The following is a 16454-nucleotide window of genomic DNA, read 5'->3' on the forward strand; positions in this document are numbered from 1 at the left end:
TGGGTGATGCCGGGAACGTTACTCAGACCCCCCGACAAGATGGGCCGGACAGGATGGGCCGGTCAGCGCAGCTCCTGCAGCATCTCGTAGCGGAAGTCGAGGGTCCGGGCCAGGTCGGCCACCGGCCGGACCCGGGACACGTCGCCCTGCTGCTGATCGAGCTCCTCGGCCAGCCGGGCCACCGGCACCGCATACCGGGGCGGCATGGCCAGCGCGGCCGCCCGGCACAGCTCCGCCAGCTGCCAGCTGTGCTTGTCCGTCCGGGCGCGGTGGGCGATCGTCTCCACCACGGCGACCGCCAGCTCCTCCGGCCATTCGCCCGGGTGCACCGCGAGCAGCCGGTGGGCGAGGTGGTCCTCGCGGCGCAGGAAGTCGGCGGCGATCCGGGCCAGGTCCGCGGGTGGCAGCAGCAGGTGCAGATCCCAGCGCACCGCCTCGCGCAGCTTGGCCGCGCCGTCCCCGGTGTCGTTGAACACGAGCGCCGTGGCCCACTCGGACTCGGCCTGGACGATGGCGGCCTTGGCCCAGCCGTGCAGCAGCGGGTTCTCCCAGTCGTGGCCGCGGGCCAGTGCCACGACCGCGGCGGGGCTGCGGTCGAAGGCGGCGGTCCAGGTGCTCAGCGGCGTGCCGGCGATGACCTCCTCCAGCAGCCAGGCCTGCACTCCCGTGCCGCGCGCCGGCTGGGCCGACACGCCGTCGCGCCGCAGCTCCGGCGTCAGCTCCGCGGGCGGGGTGACGACGAGCCGGCCTTGCCAGCGCACCGCCTCGTGCGCCCGCACCGACATCCGTCGGGCCAGCGCTGATCCGGGAAGTCGTTGCAGCAGGTCGAGAGCAGTCTCGCGGACCTCCTTGCGGCGGTCGTCGAGCGCCTGCTCCAGGAAAGCGTCGTCGGCGAGGGACAAGCCGGTGTCAAGAGCGGCCACGAAACGGGCTCGGTCGTCGGGCGCCTCCGTCGGCCAGGTGCTCCGCAACAGAGCCAGCGCCGCGGCCGGATCGGTAGCGCGCAGCCGCGACAGGTACGCCAGCCGTTCGCCCGCCGTGCCGGTCTCCCACACCTCCGGATCGCTGGGCACCCCGGCCGCGGGAGCCTCGTCGCGCAGCCACCGCCAGTCGGGCCGCATCCCGGCCAGCCAGGCACCACGGTTGCCCGCCACCTGGCCGAGCGCGGGGCGGATCGCCGTGTTGCGGCGGCCCGCGTCCAGCAGCGCCGGCAGCGTCTCGGGCGGCACGTGCCCGCCGTGCGCGGCGGCCGCCGCGAGCCACTGGGCCAGCAGCTCCTGCACCTGCTGCGCGCCGCCGGGCGCCGCACCGTCGGTGAGCAACCGGATCAGCCGGGCCGCGGCGGCCTCCGGGAGCGGTGCATCGACCTCCGCGGGCGCGGGCTCGACCGGCGCGTGGCCGGACTCCGGGGTGACACCGGCCCGGCGGTACGTCAGCGCGGTCGCCGCCGCCTCCAGCAGCGAGGACTCCCCGGTGTGCAGCGCGCGGTCACCGATGTGGACAGACGGCGAAGCCCACGGCCGCCGAGCCGTCCCCACCAGCGCCGCCGCCAGCAGGTCGGCCGGCAGCTCGGGCCGGCGTACCGTCGCCGGGCCGGGGGCCGGTGCGGTGGCCGACACGTGCCGGCCGTGGATCCAGGCGGCGAGCGGTCGCAGCCCCGCGGGTGACCATTCACCCGCGACGGTGGCCGGTGCGCCGCCGGCCGCGGCCAGCAGCCACCAGGGCTCTTGATGACCGGGCGCCAGTGGCAACGACTCGCCCGCGGCGTCGGTGAGGAACCCGTCGGCGCTGGGCGCGACGCCGCCGATCAGCATCGGCGCGTCGGAACGCCACGGCTCGGCCGCGACCGTGGTGGCCCAGCCGGCCAGGGCGGCCCGCAGCCCCACCGCGCCGGCCGGCGCGGTCAGTGGCCGCGGCGGGCCGAACTGCTCGCGCACGAGTGCGCGCAGCGGCGCGGCCCCGGGATAGAAGCAGAGCGCCGCGTCGATGACGCTGCCCGGCAGGAGGTCGGCGGACAGGGACTGGCCCGGCGCGGCGAACGACAGGACCAGCGCGAACCGTCCGGTCGCGGCCCCCAGCAGCCAGGTGCGCCGAGTGGTGATCGCGCCCTCGTCGCTGTCGACCTGGCCCAGGATCTGCCAGCGATCACGGACCGGCGTCGTCGCCAGCACGTCCTCCTGGCTCACCGGGAAGCCGATCCGGGACCGGACCGTGGCGGCCAGCGCGGGCGGCAGGGTGTCGAGGCGTTCGTGACCGGCCACCAGCAGGCGGATCATCGCGAGGCCGCCGAGCAGGCGGTCGGCCCACTGCGGGCCGATGCCCGCCGCGCCACCGAGGCGCCGGACCGCCGAGGCCACCGTGGGGGCCTGCGCGTCCACGAGGCGGGCAGCCATCGTCTCGTACGGCTGGCGCCCCGCCTGTTGGGCCCCGGCCAGGCCCTGTTGCACCTGGTCGTCCAGCCAGCGCCGCAGCTCGGCCATCCCCGCCGCGACCCGCTCGGCGCGTTGCTGCCCGCGCTTACGGGCACCTTCCGGGTCCACCGGCCCGGGCTGCCGGGGTGCGGCCCGCGCCGCCCGGCCCGCGAGCCACTCCGTCACGAAGGCCGGCGCCGGGGTGGCCGGCTCGATCCCGCCGCCCTCGGCCCAGAGCAGCAGCAGCCCCAGCGCGTGCTTGCACGGGAACTTCCGGCTCGGGCAGGAGCACTTGTAGGCCGGGCCCGCCAGGTCGACGCACACCTGGTAGGGCTGCCGGCCGCTGCCTCGGCAGAGCCCCCACAGCGTCTCGCCGAGCAGCCCGGTCTGCTGCCACTTGGTGGCGCTGCTCACGCCGCGCGCACCCTTCAGCGAGCTCGCGTCGGGGGCGAGCGCGGTGACTTGGGCGGCAGTCCAGCGTTCAACGGGCACTGACGCACTCTAGAAGCCCGGTACGACAGAATGCGGCCAACTAACTAGTTAGTCAGTTAGGCTGGCGGCATGGTGCGCGATGCTGACGACACCAGGAGGCGGCTGCTGGAGGCCGCGGCGACCGAGTTCGCCGAGCGGGGCATCGCCGGCGCCCGGGTCGACCGGATCGCGGCCGCCGCCATGGCCAACAAGGCGCTGATCTACTCCTACTTCGGCAACAAGGAGGACCTGTTCGAGGCCGTGTTCCACGCCCTGGTGGTGGACACCGTCGAGGACGTCCCGATCGATGCGGACGATCTGCCCGGCTACGCGGCCCGGCTCTTCGACCGGATCCAGCAGCAGCCGTACGCGTTGCGCCTGGCCCTGTGGCACTCCCTGGAGCGCGGCAGCGCGACCATGCCGGCAGCCGTCGTCGCGGCGAACGAGCAGAAGGTCGCCGCCGTCGCGGCCGCGCAGCGGGCCGGCCGGATCAGCGACCGCTTCCCGCCCGGGGAACTCCTGGCCCTGGTCACCGGCCTGTCCTTGCTCGGCTCGCCGAATCTGGCCCTGACCCACACCGCGGGGCCCGATGGCCTCGCCGTACGCCGCCGGACGGTTGTCGAGAGCGTCCGGATCCTCACCGCGAAGGACACCACATGAAGGTCATCATCTTCGGCGCGACCGGCATGGTCGGTCAGGGCGCGCTGCGCGAGAGCCTGCTGGCCGCCGACGTCGAGCAGGTGCTGTCCGTCGGGCGCCGGCCCACCGGGGTGCGGCACCCGAAGCTGCGCGAGGTCACCCTGGCCGACTTCGCCGACCTGACGCCGATCGAGGACGAGCTGCGCGGCTACGACGCCTGCTTCTACTGCCTCGGCGTCTCCTCGGTCGGGCTCGACGAGGCGGCGTACACGAAGGTCTCGTACGACTATCCGGTCGCGGCCGCGCACATGCTCGCCCGGCTGAACCCCGGGATGACCTTCATCTACGTGTCAGGCGCGGGGACCAAGCCCGATGGCCGGCAGATGTGGGCGCGGGTCAAGGCGCGGACGGAGATCGAGGTCATCAAGACCTTTCCGAACGGGTACGGCTTCCGTCCCGGCTTCATCCAGCCGACCCACGGCGCCACCTCGAAGACCGGCATCTACCGGGTGACCTACGCGCTCACCGCGCCGCTGATCCCGGTGCTGTTCAAGATCGCGCCGAAGTACGTGACCAGCACCGACCGGCTCGGCCGGGCCATGCTCCGGGCCGCGCGCACGGGTTTCGCCACCCGCATCGTGGAGAACGCGGACCTGCGCTGACGTCCCGGCCAGCACCGCGCCGAAGGCGAGCAGCATGCCCAGCACCTGCACCGAGGTGAGCGCCTGACCCAGGGCGGCCCACCCGACGGCGGTCGCCACCACCGGCGAGAGCAGCGCGAGCAGCGAGACCCGGGCCGCGGGCAGGCGGTCCAGGCCGCGGAACCAGATCGTGTACGCCAGCGCGGTGCCGACCAGCGACAGGTACGCGTACCCGGCGATGTTGGCGCCGGTGAGCGTGGCCGGCAGCCCCTCGACGCCGAGCGCCAGTGGGGTGAGGAGCAGCCCGCCCGCGGTGAGCTGCCAGCCCGTGGTCGTGAGCAGCGAGGCGTCCGGGCGTCCCCAGCGCTTGGTCAGCACCAGGCCGAGCGCCATCGACGCCGTCCCGGCCAGCCCGGCCAGCAGCCCGATCGGGTCGAGCCGGGCCTCGGCGGTCAGCACGGCGAGCGCGACCCCGCCCGCGCCGACGACCGCGGCCAGCACCGTCCTCAGCGCGACCAGCTCGGCCAGCAGCAGCACGGTCAGCCCGGCGACCAGCAGTGGTTGTGCCGCGCCGAGCACTGCCGCCATCCCGCCGGGCAGCCGGTACGCGCTGACGAACAGCAGGGCGAAGAACACGCCGATGTTGAGCGTCCCGAGCACCGCCGAGCGCCACCACCAGTCGCCGCGGGGCAGCCGGCGGGTCAGGGCGACCAGTAGCAGCCCGGCGGGCAGGGCGCGCAGTGCGGCGGCGAGCAGGGGCCGTCCGGGTGGCAGGAACTCCGTGGTGACGGCGTACGTGGTGCCCCAGACGACCGGGGTCAGGGCTGTGACCAGCAGAACCGGCGGGCGCATCCGAACTCCCTCGACGTAAAGTATCTCGACATCAAGAGACTTGCTCGGAACCGCCTTCTTGTCAAGAAGCTCGACATCGAGAGAATGGGGTGGTGGCTCACCCCGACGGCGTCGACCGGATCACCGAGCAATGGCACCGCGAGCGCCCTGACCTGGACACCACGGCGATGGCGGTGTTCGGCCGGATCTACCGGCTCGCCCGCATCGCCGGCGACGAGGGCGAACGGGCGTACGCGGACTTCGGTATCGGCCGCGCGGAGTTCGACGTGCTGGCCACGCTGCGCCGGTCGGGGGAGCCGTACGAGCTGTCGCCGGGGGCCCTGGCCGCCTCGATGATGCTCAGCACCGGCGGCACCACCGCGCGGCTGGACCGGCTGGAGAAGGCCGGCCTGGCCGGACGCCGCCCGTCCCCCTCGGATCGCCGCGGCGTGCTGGTCCGGCTGACCCCGAAGGGCATCGACGTCGTCGACCGGGCCGTGGCTGCCGGTCTGGCCCGGCAGCAGAGCCTGCTGAGCCACCTGCCACCGGCCGACCAGCGCCGGCTGGCCGACCTGCTCAGAGCGGCCCTGGAGCCGCACGAAGGCCGGGGAACGGCTGGTGGATCATGACGGCCGCGGCGGGCCATGACCCACGAGGCACCCCCTAAGGCTTGCGGGCGACCGCGCCGTACATGGCGATGTGGGCCGGGTTCGGGCGGGGCTCCGGCCCGGACTCCGCGCGCCACTCGCTGACCGGGGTGACGCCCGGGTCGACCAGCTCCAGCCCGGTGAACAGGTCGGTGAACTCGGCGCGGTCCCGGGGCCAGATGTTGGTGACCCCGGCCGCCAGCGCCGCGTCGTAGTCCGCCGCCATCTTCGCGGGCAGCGGGTCCTTCGTCGCGTTGGTCACCACGAGGAAACTGCCGCTGGGCAGCGCGTCCATCAACGTACGGACGATCGGCCGGCCGGCGCCGTACCCCTGGACGAAGTGCAGCACCGCGACCAGCATCAGCGCGACCGGCTCGCCCAGGTCGAGGGTCGCCCGCAGGTCGGGATCGGTCAGGATCTGCTCGGGCGACCGCAGGTCGGCCTCGATGTACGTGGTGCGGCCCTCGGGCGTGCTGGTCAGCAGCGCCCGGGCGTGCACCATCACCATCGGGTCGTTGTCGACGTAGACGACCCGGCTCTCCGGCGCGATGCGCTGCGCCACCTCGTGGGTGTTGTCCGCCGTGGGCAGGCCCGTGCCGATGTCCAGGAACTGCCGGATGCCCGCCTCCGCGGCCAGGTAGCGGGTGGCCCGCTGCAGGAAGCGGCGGTTCTCCAGCGCGGCCAGCCGGGCCGTCGGGAAGGTCTTGAGGATCTCGTCGCCGGACGCCCGGTCGACCGCGAAGTTGTCCTTGCCGCCGAGCCAGTAGTTGTACCGGCGGGCGGGCTGCGCGGTCGTGCTGTCGATCTGGTCGCTCACGGGACCTCCAGAATGGACACCGGAGGAGATCCTATGCGGCGGCTCCGTGCCCGGTGGGAACGACCTCCGCGTCCTTGGGCGGCGGGGGCGGGGTGCCGTCACCGAACGGCCGGCCGCCGAGCGCCTCACGCCCGTGCTCGGTGAGCCAGTTGCCCAGCTCGGGGCCCGCGGGCACGATCCCGGTCGGGTTGATGTCGCGGTGCACCTCGTAGTAGTGCTGCTTGATGTGCACGAAGTCGATCGTGTCCCCGAAGCCGGGCGTCTGGAAGAGATCTCGCGCGTACGCCCACAGCACCGGCATCTCGGCGAGCTTCTGCCGGTTGCACTTGAAGTGGCCGTGGTAGACCGGGTCGAAGCGCACCAGCGTGGTGAACAGCCGCACGTCGGCCTCGGTGATCGTGTCGCCGGCCAGGTAGCGCCGGCCGGACAGCAGCTCGGAGAGCTTGTCGAGACGGTCGAAGAGCCGGTGGTACGCCTTCTCGTAGGCCTCCTGGGTGCCCGCGAAGCCCGCGCGGTAGACGCCGTTGTTGACGTCGGCGAAGACGAACTTGTTCACCTTGTCGATCTCTTCGCGCAGGTGCTCCGGATACAGCTCCGGGGCGCCCTCGCGGTGGTACTTCTTCCACTCCAGGCTCAGGTCGACGGTGATCTGGGCGAAGTCGTTGGTGACCACCTGCCCGGTCGGCACGTCCACGATCGCCGGCACGGTGATGCCCTTGTCGTAGTCGGGGAACCGGGCGAAGAAGGCTTCTTGCAGCCGTTCGATGCCGAGCACCGGGTCCCGGCCGCCGGGGTCGAGGTCGAAGGTCCAGCTGCGCTCGTCGTGCGTCGGGCCGGCGATGCCCATGCTCAGCACGTCCTCGAGCCCGAGCAGCCGCCGTACGATGATCGCCCGGTTGGCCCACGGGCAGGCGCGGCTGACCACCAGCCGGTAGCGGCCGGGCTCGACGGGATAGCCGTCACGGCCGTCGGCCGTGATCCGGGTGGCGATGTAACGCTGGTCGCGGGAGAACTCACCGGACGGGTTGACGTAGGCCATGGGGTTATCGTGCCCCGGCAGCGGGGTGCGGCAACGTCAACGCGGCAATTTCCGGGGAGACGCTGGTCGCAGGGCGCGGGAGCCGGTTTTCTGGCAGGGTTGACAGATGAACGCGAAGATCACGAGTTACCTCGCCCGCTGGACGGCCTGGGTCCCGATCCTCGCCGTCGCCGCCCTCATCCTGACGTGGGGCCGCGACCTGCCGCCGCCGGCCGTGATCATCAGCGGTCTGCTGCTGGCCGGGGCCGTGCTGGCCGCGGTGCACCACGCGGAGGTGGTCGCCCACAAGGTCGGCGAGCCGTTCGGGTCGCTGGTGCTGGCCGTGGCCGTGACCATCATCGAGGTCGCCCTCATCGTGACGCTGATGATCAGCGGCGGCGACAAGGCGCAGGCGCTGGCCCGCGACACGGTCTTCGCGGCCGTGATGATCACCGTCAACGGCATCCTCGGCCTGTCCCTGCTGGTCGGCGCGATCCGCCGGCGGGTGGCCGTCTTCCACTCCGAGGGCACCGGCGGCGCCCTGGCCGCGGTGGCGATGATCGCCACCCTGAGCCTGGTGCTGCCCAGCTTCACGACCAGCCGCCCGGGCCCGCAGTTCTCCCCGGCCCAGCTCGGCTTCGCCGCGGTGGCCTCGCTCGGGCTCTACCTGCTGTTCGTGCTGGTGCAGACCCACCGGCACCGCGACTACTTCCTGCCGATCACGACGGCCGGCGAGATCATCACGGGGGAGGACCACCTCGAACCGCCGACCCGCCGGGCGGCGCTGACCAGCGTGGGCCTGCTGCTGGTCGCGCTGATCGCGGTCGTCGGCCTGGCCAAGGGCGTCTCCCCGTCGATCGAATCGGCGGTGGCGGCGGCCGGCATGCCGCAGGCGGTGGTCGGCGTGGTGATCGCGTTGCTGGTGCTGCTGCCGGAGACCATCGCAGCGGTACGGGCGGCAGCCCGTGACCGCATGCAGACGAGCCTCAATCTGGCCCTGGGTTCGGCGATGGCGAGCATCGGCCTGACCATCCCGGCGATCGCCATCGCGATGATCTGGCTGGAGGGTCCGCTGCTGCTCGGCCTGGGCGGCACCCAGATGGTGCTGCTGGCCCTGACGGTGGTGGTCGGCACGCTGACCGTGGTCCCGGGCCGGGCCAACGTGCTGCAGGGCGGCATCCACTTGGGACTGCTCGCGGCGTTCCTCTTCCTGGCGGCCAGCCCGTAGCCGGCGGTGGGTGCGTCCCGCCGCGCCCCCGTGGCGGCGGGACGCACCGCTTCAGGCCGACTGGCGCAGCACCAGCGTCGGCTCGTAGATCACCGATGAGATGCGCATGGTCGGGTCCTCGATCCGGGCCATCAGCAGGCGTGCGCTCTCCGCGGCCATGTCCTCCAGCGGATGCCGCACCGTCGTCAGGGCCGGGTTCGCCGCCACCGCCGCGCTGCTGTCGTCGAAGCCGACCATTGCCACGTCCTCCGGGACGCGGCGGCCCGCGTCGCGCAGGGCCAGCAGGGCGCCGAGCGCCATCAGGTCGTTGGCCACGAAGACGCCGTCCACCTGCGAGTGCTCGGCCAGCAGGGCGCGCATCGCCTGCTCGCCGCTCTCCTGGGTGAAGTTTCCCGAGGCCAGCGGCACCCAGGCGTGCCCGTGCCGGGCCATCGAGCGGCGGAAGCCGGTGATCCGGTCGTTGCTGGCCGGCACGTCCGCCGGGCCGGAGATCATCGCCACCAGCTGGCAGCCGCGGCCGACGAGGTGGTCGGCGGCCAGCGACGCGCCGGTGTCGTTGGCCAGGTCCACGTAGTTGATCGGCACCGGGTCCGCCGGGCGGCCGATCATCACCGCGGGCACGCCGGCGTCGGTGAGCATGCGGGGCAGCGGGTCGTGGCCCGGCAGCGACAGCACGATCACGCCGTCGGCCTGGCCGTGGCGCAGGTCGCCGACCAGCCGGGTGCGCTGTTCCTCGGTGCCGACGATCTGCAGCGCCAGCTGGATGCCGGCCGCGCGCAGCACGCTCATCAGGCCGCCGACGACCCGGCCGAAGTACGGGTCGGCGAAGAACCGGCCCATGAACGGGTCGTCGTCGTGCGACTCCGAGTCGGACACGACCAGGGCCACCGTGCCGGTGCGCCGGGTCACCAGCGAACGGGCCAGCCGATTGGGCACGTAGCCGGTCTGGCCGACCGCGTTCCACACCATCTCATGCAGCTGCGGGTCCACGTTGCGGATGCCGTTGATCACCCGGGAGACGGTCGCCCGGGAGACGCCGGCGACCCGGGCCACGTCCTCCAGCGTCGGCAACCGTTCGCCGACCGGCAACCGCCGGGTGCCGGCGGTCATGGGGTGAGGCTCCGGGTCTGCATAACAGTTTTTATAGCACATGATGGAGAGCGCTCTCCGACCTGGCCTTCCGGACCCGTTCCCAGGCCCTCGGGTTCCGGAACCACCGGGGCATATTGACGTACGAGCAACCTCGGCGTAACACTTCGGAAAGCGCTCTCCAAGTTATGACGGCCGATCCCCCGTACGTCCGGCCGTGGTGCCATCCGTCCTCACCCCCGTGGGAGAACTCATGAGAACAGCTAGAAGCCGGCTCAGGCGGCTCGTCGCGCCGCTGGGTGTCGCCGCCGTGGCGGGATCGCTGCTGGTGGCCGGAGTGCAGTCGGCGCAGGCCGCCGACACCCTGCTGTCGCAGGGAAGACCGGCGCTCGCGTCGTCGCTGGAGAACGGTGAGTCACCGGCGGCGGCCGCGGTCGACGGTCGTACGGACACCCGGTGGGGCAGCCAGTGGGCGGATCCCCAGTGGTTGCGGGTCGACCTGGGCAGCACGGCCACGATCACCCAGGTCCAGCTGCAGTGGGAGGCGGCGTACGCGAAGGCGTACCAGATCCAGACCTCGCCGGACGGCAACGCCTGGACCACCATCTACAGCACCACGACGGCTGCCGGCGGCAGCCAGACCCTGACGGTCAACGGCACCGGCCGGTACGTGCGCATGTACGGCACCCAGCGCGGCACCGGCTACGGCTACTCCCTGTACGAGTTCAAGGTGTACGGCACGAGCAGCAGCACACCCCCGGCCGGCGGCGGCTACGTCCTGGCGAACCCGCCCGTGACCGGGGTGACCCCGTCGACGGCCACGCCACCGGCGACCAACCCGCCCACGACCCACCACGAGTTCCAGGCGAACTGCTCGGTGAGCCGCTCCAACCTGCCGGACGACCCGATCGTCTTCCCCAACATGCCGGGCGCCTCGCACTCGCACACGTTCATGGGCAACACCACGACGAACGCGGCGACCACGCTGGCCAGCCTCAACGCCGGCGGCACCTCCTGCATCACGCCCGGTGACAAGACCGGCTACTGGATGCCGACGCTGCTCAACGGCGACACGGCCGTGCAGCCGGTGGGCCGCCAGGTCATCTACTACAAGAGCGGCGTGATCGACTACCGCAGCGTGCGCCCGTCCCCGCCGGGCCTGCGGTACGTGGTCGGCAGCCCGTCGGCGACCCTCGACGAGTTCAAGAACGCGCCGGGTGCGGTCGAGGGCTGGGAGTGCGGCGACAGCGTGCGCAACTGGGACTTCCCGGCGAACTGCCCGGCCGGTACCCAGCTGAACATCCGGTACCAGGCGCCGAGCTGCTGGGACGGCATCCACCTGGACACGCCGGACCACAAGAGCCACATGGCGTACCCGACGGTCGGCGTGTGCCCGGCCAGCCACCCGGTGGCGGTCCCGATGGTCGAGTTCAAGATGGCGTTCCCGGTGAGCGGCACCATGGCGAACGTGCGGCTGTCGAGTGGGCGGGCGTACTCGTTCCACTACGACTTCTACAACGCCTGGGACGCGCGGACCCTGAACGCCCTGGTGACCCACTGCATCAACGGCGGGCTGCAGTGCGACCCGCGTGGCTTCGATCAGTACAAGCCGGACCGGGGTGCGGCCCTGAACGAGAACTACGTCCTGCCGTAACAGTCACACGAAATGGTCCGGGCGCCGCGGTTCGGGCGCCCGGACCATTTTGTGGTGTCGAAATAACAGTTATTTCCCGCTGGATTTTGTCGCCGGCAGCTGCGCGAGAAATTGCCGGCGTCCGGCCAGCACCTGAGCGGCGAGGTCCTTGGTCCGCGGCTCGAGGCCGGCTTTGCCCTCGCTCTCGGCGAGTCTGACGCCCTGCTCGAGATGTGCCTCGAGGTGCTGGGCGAGCAGCTTGTCGAAGGTGGCGCCCCGGGCGGCCGCGGCCTCGGTGACCTGCTCCGGGGTCACCATGCCCGGCATCGGCATGCCCTTGTGCGGATTCTCGGACGGCAGCTTCGCCTCGTCGTGCAGGCCGCGCAGGGTGCCGAGCTCCTGCTCATGGGTGGTCCTGATCTCGGCTGCGAGGGATCGGAGGCCGGGATCCGAGGCGTGCGTGGGGGCCAGGTCGAGCAGGGGCAGGAGCTGCTCGTCCATGGCGATGGTGATCTCGACCCAGGCCAGGTCGGTGCCGCCGAAGAAACCGGCGGCCGACGAACTGGCGACCGGCGGTGCGGCGGTGGTGGACGTCCCGGAGTCACAGGCGCCGGCACCGAGCAGCAGGGTCAGTAGACAGCTGCCCGCTACTGCCCGCAGCGCGACGCTCACAAAGAACTCCATTCACAAAGGAAGCATCTCAGTCTCTGCGGCGGTGCAGGACCTGTCAATATCGCCATCTCGAATTCCGCTGTGGCACGGTTCCGGAACCAAAAGATATTGACGGGCCGCAACACCGCGGCAACAATCAACTCAGTCCGGAAAACGCTCTCCCGAAGCGGCCGGTCCACAGAATTCCCCTGCGCGCCACATCGCCACCGAGGCTGTGGCGCGCAGGGGCCTCCACTCGGTCAGCTGATCCGGACGGGCGGCGGGTCGAGGTCGTCGCGGCGGCTCGCCTCGGTTCATGACGTGAGCGTTGCCTGCAGGCGCCTCGCCTCCCTGGCCAGGCGCGAGCTTCCCGGTTTCGCCGCTGCTCCCGCCAGCTCGGCGACCTCCATCCTGACGCCGATGGCCGAGGCCACCTGCGTGGCCAGCTCCAGCAGATCGGGCAGGCCGCGCGGCCCGTGGACCAGCAACGGCGGGATGGCCGTCACCAGGACCTCCCATACCGCCGCCGAGGCTCCGGCGCGGTGGGCGTCGGCGAGGGCGAGCACCACCCGGTTGAGCTTCACCGTGCCGTCCGCGCAGAGATCGCCCACGTCCGTTCCCATCGCCGAGGCGATCGGTGCGCCGATCGCCGTCAGCGCGAGGAACGCGTCCACGCCCGCCACCCGGTCCTGCTCATGGCGGGCGCCGAACACGTAGGTCAGGGCCAGCGACAGGGCCGGGCCGAGCAGGCCGGTGCACTCCGCCAGCGTGGGGAGCAACGTCGCGCCGCCGCGTCCGTCCTGGTCGGCCAGGCGGGCCAGGGCCGGCAGCGCCCAGGCCGCGATGATCTCCCGGTGGTGGGGGAGCACCATGGCCAGGGTGGTGACGTCACCGGTCAGTTCCGCGCCGAAGTAGTTCGGCTTGGGGCGGCGTTCCAGCCGGGTCAGGTGATTTTCGAGCGGTCCGGCGGTGCGGGCCGGGCGGAGATTCGCCATGACGCGGCGACCGGCGATCTCCTGGAGCAGGACATCGGGGGCCGAAGCGACGGACCTTTGCTCGAAGCGGGTGCTCACCGGGTCGGGCAGGCCGCCGCCGGCCAGCCACCCGGCGAACTGGTGTCCGGCCGGCGAGGTCAGAGCCCGGGCCCGTTGCCGGACCGAGGCGTCAACCTGGCGGGGAACTCGTAACAGGGCTTGTTCGAAGTCGGTGGGCCATGGCTGCCGGCCCTGTGACTCGGCCCGGACGAGCCGGTCCAGCAGAGCCTCGGCGTCGAGGCTGCCGTTGACGTGCGTCGGGGTGGCGAACAACTCCGCCACCGGCGCGCGCGTCACCTCCACCGCCAGCTCCGCGATGCGCAGCGCCGGCACGCCGTTCGGGGTGGCGATCAGGGGATTGCCGTGGGACGGGTCTTCCTCGCGGGTGGCGCGCACTGCCGCGACCATGCGTTCCCAGGCGCGGCCGTGTCGCTTCGGGTCGATGACGCTCCAGAGCGCCTCGCCGAGGAAGACCAGGCGTGGCCGGTGGTTCCAGCGCTGATCGCCGAAGGCATCCGGGTGGCGGTCGAACACCGGCTCGAAGACGTCGGCGAGGTCGGACGTCTGCCCGGCGGCGTGCAGGGTGACGATGCCCGCGAGCACGCGCTCCCACCGGACGCCGGACTCCTCGCTGATGAGGGCGACCACCTCCTCGGCCAGCTCCGCCGCGCTCGCGATCGGCGGCGGCATGACGGCCGGCGGCACCTGTGCGGCCAATGGAGGGTCCCCAGGAGAGCCGACTGATCCGGGAGCGCCCGAACTGATGGCGCCTGCGCTCATGAGCCCGGACTGGTCCGAGGTGCCGGCGGCCGGGCCGAAGACAGTGGCAGCGCCCGGAAGGCCGGCTGCGGCCTCGGCAAGAGCGGTCACCACGAGCGGAGGCAGCCCCGTGACATGCCGGCCGACCAGGGTCAGCGCCCGTTCCTGAACATCGAGCGCCGGGTGCTCGAAGGCGACGGCCGCCACCTCCATCACTTCACCGACGCGGTCCGGCTCCCGCCGAGCGACCCTCTCCAGCCACACGAGCTGAGCCTTGACCAGAGACCTTTCCTTGCGCACCAGCACCGACCGGCTCGCTTCCAGGACTGTCTCCAGCTCGAGGCGGCCCTCTTCGTCGAGGCCGCGCAGGGCGCGCTGGGCCATGGTGGCGATCGGTGACGGTGCGTCGGGCAGCAGCCGGGCGTAGTCGGGGGCGTGACCGGCCACCTCGTCGTTCGTCGAGGCCAGGGCTTCGAGCAGCAGGGTGAACGGGCGCAGGGCAGCCGGCCGGTCGCCGCGGACCAGCCGATCCACGGTGGCGTCGAGAATCTGCCGACGGTCGAGCCGGCCCTCGGCGACGAGCTGGGCCGTGGCGCGCGGGAACAGCGGGGTGCTCTGCCAGCTGCCGTCCGCCTCGGCGAAGTGCCCTTCGTTCAACGCGTTGCCGAGGCCGTCGATGGTGAAGAGCGCGGGCAGGAACAGGTCGAGGTACGGGCTGTCGCGGAGGCGGTCGACCAGCCGGTTCGGCCGGCGCTCATCCCGGAACCGCAGCAGCTCGGCGAGCCAGCCGCGCACCATTGCCTCGCTGGTCGGTGGGTCCGCGTCCGCCGCGCGCAACAGGGCGGCGGGGAACTGCCATTGACCGGTCCATGAGTCGTCGGGGCGCACCCGGGCCGCCAGCCGGGTGCCGAGGTCGCCCAGCCACGGCAGCTGCCGGGCCCGGGCGATCGCGATGAACCGGTCGGCGGGGAGCCGGCCCCAGCCTTCCCGGATGACCGGCCGGATGAGCAGGGCCGCCGTCTTGGCGGCGGACGCGAAGCACGCGATCGCGATCAGGGCGTAGCCCCGGGCCGGATCGTGGCGGGGGCGGTGCCAGTCGTCGGCGGTCATCGCCTTGATCCGGGCCTCGAACTCTTTGGCGAACGCCCGCCGCTGCGTTTCCTCCGCGTCGAGCAACAGCCCGGCGAGCCGGTCGATCTCGCCCTCGCCGGTGAGGCGGTCGAGCGTCTCCCATTCCAGGCTCACGCCGGACCTCCCGCGTGGACGATGCGTACGGCCAGCGCATGTTTGCACGGCCCTCGTTCCCCTCGGTGTTTCGCCCACCAGGGGCAGGTGCACGAGTGCACGTCGTCGGCGAGGCGCACGTGGTAGGTGTCGTCACCGCTCCGCACGACTGCGACGTCTCCGGTCACCTCCACCGCCCCCGCGGCGATCAGGGCCCGGGCGCCGGCCAGCCGGGGGTTCATCCGCTCCACCACGTCGGCCGCGTACGGCAGGGTGCGATGGAAGTAGCCCGCCTCGGCCACGTCATAGCCGACGCGGCCCGCCGTGCCGAGCTGCGTCAACGCGTCGCGCACCCGCTGGGTCCCGAGGCCGGCCGCTGTCGCCAGCGCGTCGACGTCGATCGTCGGATCCCAGGAGAGCAGCGCGCTGATGAGCTCGGCATCGTCGGCCGCCGCGTCGCTCGCCAGCGACTCCAGGACCGCGCCCTCGCCGGAGAAACCCCGGTGCGGCTCCGGTGACAACGTCAGGGACAGCCGCAGCGCGGGCATGCTCAGCTCCCAGGTGCTGGCCACCGGGCCACTGCCGGTCGCCACCGCCGGGCCGTGGACGCGCAGACCGGTCGCATACCGCAGGAAAGGTCTGAGGGCGACCAGCCGGCCCGCGCCGGGCAGGCAGATCGCGCCCGGCACCGGCCGGGACGTGAGGCGCAGCGAACGGCCGGCGGGGAGCGCCCACAGCACCGAGCGGTCGCCCGCCGTCAGGCGGTGGAGCAGGGCGCGGGCCTCGGCCACGCCGATCTCGGCGCGCGGTTCGAAGCGCGACGTCAGCACCTGCGCCTCGGCGAAGCCGCGCAGCCAGCGGGACGGCAGCGGCACCTTGCGCTCGACGAGAGGGCCGTCGAACGTGGACACCGTCAAGTCGTCGGGCCCGACCGCGAGGTGCAGCGGGTCGACGCGGCCGACCCGGGTCAGTGCGCGTTGCAGCGGCGGGTTGACGTCGATGTTGGTGGTGCCGTGCGCGGTGATCTCGCCGTCGATGCCGGGCGGCAGCACGTCCAGGCGCGCGTAGACGCCGCAGCAGCCGGAGAACGACTCGAAGCGCAACCTGTCCGTCCCGGCGGTGACGACCGGGTCCAGGCTGGCCGGGTCGAACGGCCGGAAATAGCGGCTGCGGGCGACCTCCGCGACGGCCAGCAGCCCAGTGGCCGTGGCACCCGGCTCGGTCAGGAAGCCGGTGAAGAACCTCGGGTGCGCCGCCGGTCCACCGCAGGTCTGCAACGTGAGCCCGCCGGCCGGGACCAGATCCGAGGAGCCGAGGTAGGAGTACGTCGCGGAGACCATGCGGAGAAGGTAGAGAAGGGG

The 16454-nt window shown here is 72.5% G+C and carries 12 protein-coding genes and 1 pseudogene; 5 read left to right on the forward strand and 8 right to left on the reverse strand.

What is annotated here, in order from left to right:
- Positions 1-62: 62 nt before the first annotated feature.
- Positions 63-2903: an SWIM zinc finger family protein gene (locus AB0C12_RS29815; protein WP_360553158.1), complete on the reverse strand. Its 2841-nt coding sequence runs from the start codon at positions 2901-2903 to the stop codon at positions 63-65.
- A 69-nt stretch (positions 2904-2972) separates the two neighbouring features.
- Here AB0C12_RS29815 and AB0C12_RS29820 point away from each other — a divergent pair, with 69 nt between their 5' ends.
- Positions 2973-3542, forward strand: coding sequence for a TetR family transcriptional regulator (locus AB0C12_RS29820; RefSeq protein ID WP_360553159.1), 570 nt, complete (start codon positions 2973-2975; stop codon positions 3540-3542).
- Positions 3539-4183: an NAD-dependent epimerase/dehydratase family protein gene (locus AB0C12_RS29825; protein ID WP_360553160.1), complete on the forward strand. Its 645-nt coding sequence runs from the start codon at positions 3539-3541 to the stop codon at positions 4181-4183. The genes AB0C12_RS29820 and AB0C12_RS29825 overlap by 4 nt, the downstream gene beginning before the upstream one ends.
- A gap of 21 nt (positions 4184-4204) precedes the next feature.
- On the opposite strand, the pseudogene AB0C12_RS29830 reads toward AB0C12_RS29825, so the two are convergent.
- Positions 4205-5014 (reverse strand): annotated as a pseudogene (locus AB0C12_RS29830) (EamA family transporter); the annotation flags it as partial.
- A gap of 92 nt (positions 5015-5106) precedes the next feature.
- Here AB0C12_RS29830 and AB0C12_RS29835 point away from each other — a divergent pair.
- Positions 5107-5622: a MarR family transcriptional regulator gene (locus AB0C12_RS29835; protein ID WP_360553161.1), complete on the forward strand. Its 516-nt coding sequence runs from the start codon at positions 5107-5109 to the stop codon at positions 5620-5622.
- A 34-nt stretch (positions 5623-5656) separates the two neighbouring features.
- Here the strand turns inward: AB0C12_RS29835 and AB0C12_RS29840 are convergent, their stop codons facing one another.
- The gene (locus AB0C12_RS29840; RefSeq protein WP_360553162.1) at positions 5657-6457 is read right to left on the reverse strand and encodes an SAM-dependent methyltransferase; all 801 of its coding nucleotides are present in this window, start codon (positions 6455-6457) and stop codon (positions 5657-5659) included.
- 31 nt (positions 6458-6488) lie between these two features.
- Complete coding sequence (locus AB0C12_RS29845) at positions 6489-7496, reverse strand: glutathione S-transferase C-terminal domain-containing protein (RefSeq protein WP_360553163.1); 1008 nt, start codon at positions 7494-7496, stop codon at positions 6489-6491.
- A 106-nt stretch (positions 7497-7602) separates the two neighbouring features.
- Between AB0C12_RS29845 and AB0C12_RS29850 the strand changes: the two genes are divergently transcribed.
- A complete protein-coding gene (locus tag AB0C12_RS29850; RefSeq protein ID WP_360553164.1) occupies positions 7603-8703 on the forward strand; it encodes an ionic transporter y4hA in 1101 nt (366 codons plus the stop codon).
- 51 nt (positions 8704-8754) lie between these two features.
- On the opposite strand, the gene AB0C12_RS29855 is transcribed toward AB0C12_RS29850, so the two are convergent.
- Positions 8755-9813, reverse strand: coding sequence for a LacI family DNA-binding transcriptional regulator (locus AB0C12_RS29855; protein ID WP_360553165.1), 1059 nt, complete (start codon positions 9811-9813; stop codon positions 8755-8757).
- A 232-nt stretch (positions 9814-10045) separates the two neighbouring features.
- Between AB0C12_RS29855 and AB0C12_RS29860 the strand changes: the two genes are divergently transcribed.
- Positions 10046-11446: a DUF1996 domain-containing protein gene (locus AB0C12_RS29860; RefSeq protein WP_360553166.1), complete on the forward strand. Its 1401-nt coding sequence runs from the start codon at positions 10046-10048 to the stop codon at positions 11444-11446.
- Positions 11447-11515: 69 nt separating this feature from the next.
- Here AB0C12_RS29860 and AB0C12_RS29865 read toward each other — a convergent pair whose 3' ends face one another.
- The 3 genes from AB0C12_RS29865 to AB0C12_RS29875 form a co-directional block, all read right to left on the reverse strand.
- Positions 11516-12109: a DUF305 domain-containing protein gene (locus tag AB0C12_RS29865; protein WP_360553167.1), complete on the reverse strand. Its 594-nt coding sequence runs from the start codon at positions 12107-12109 to the stop codon at positions 11516-11518.
- A gap of 281 nt (positions 12110-12390) precedes the next feature.
- On the reverse strand, positions 12391-15114 hold the full coding sequence (locus AB0C12_RS29870) for a DUF6493 family protein (protein WP_360553168.1): 2724 nt from the start codon (positions 15112-15114) through the stop codon (positions 12391-12393).
- Positions 15111-16433 carry an SWIM zinc finger family protein gene (locus AB0C12_RS29875; RefSeq protein WP_360553169.1) on the reverse strand — a complete coding sequence of 441 codons (1323 nt, stop codon included), beginning with the start codon at positions 16431-16433 and terminating at the stop codon, positions 15111-15113. Before AB0C12_RS29875 ends, AB0C12_RS29870 begins: the two co-directional genes overlap by 4 nt.
- Positions 16434-16454 lie beyond the last annotated feature (21 nt).

Origin of the sequence: Actinoplanes sp. NPDC048967 (genome assembly GCF_040649415.1) — a bacterium.
GTDB lineage: Bacteria > Actinomycetota > Actinomycetes > Mycobacteriales > Micromonosporaceae > Actinoplanes.

Bases quoted from the DNA above. Each gene is read 5' to 3' on its own strand.
- AB0C12_RS29850 (WP_360553164.1), top strand. From the start codon at position 7,603: ATGAACGCGAAGATCACGAGTTACCTCGCCCGCTGGACGGCCTGGGTC.
- AB0C12_RS29845 (WP_360553163.1), bottom strand. From the start codon at position 7,496: ATGGCCTACGTCAACCCGTCCGGTGAGTTCTCCCGCGACCAGCGTTAC.
- AB0C12_RS29855 (WP_360553165.1), bottom strand. From the start codon at position 9,813: ATGACCGCCGGCACCCGGCGGTTGCCGGTCGGCGAACGGTTGCCGACG.
- AB0C12_RS29820 (WP_360553159.1), top strand. From the start codon at position 2,973: ATGGTGCGCGATGCTGACGACACCAGGAGGCGGCTGCTGGAGGCCGCG.
- AB0C12_RS29825 (WP_360553160.1), top strand. From the start codon at position 3,539: ATGAAGGTCATCATCTTCGGCGCGACCGGCATGGTCGGTCAGGGCGCG.
- AB0C12_RS29875 (WP_360553169.1), bottom strand. From the start codon at position 16,433: ATGGTCTCCGCGACGTACTCCTACCTCGGCTCCTCGGATCTGGTCCCG.
- AB0C12_RS29860 (WP_360553166.1), top strand. From the start codon at position 10,046: ATGAGAACAGCTAGAAGCCGGCTCAGGCGGCTCGTCGCGCCGCTGGGT.
- AB0C12_RS29865 (WP_360553167.1), bottom strand. From the start codon at position 12,109: ATGGAGTTCTTTGTGAGCGTCGCGCTGCGGGCAGTAGCGGGCAGCTGT.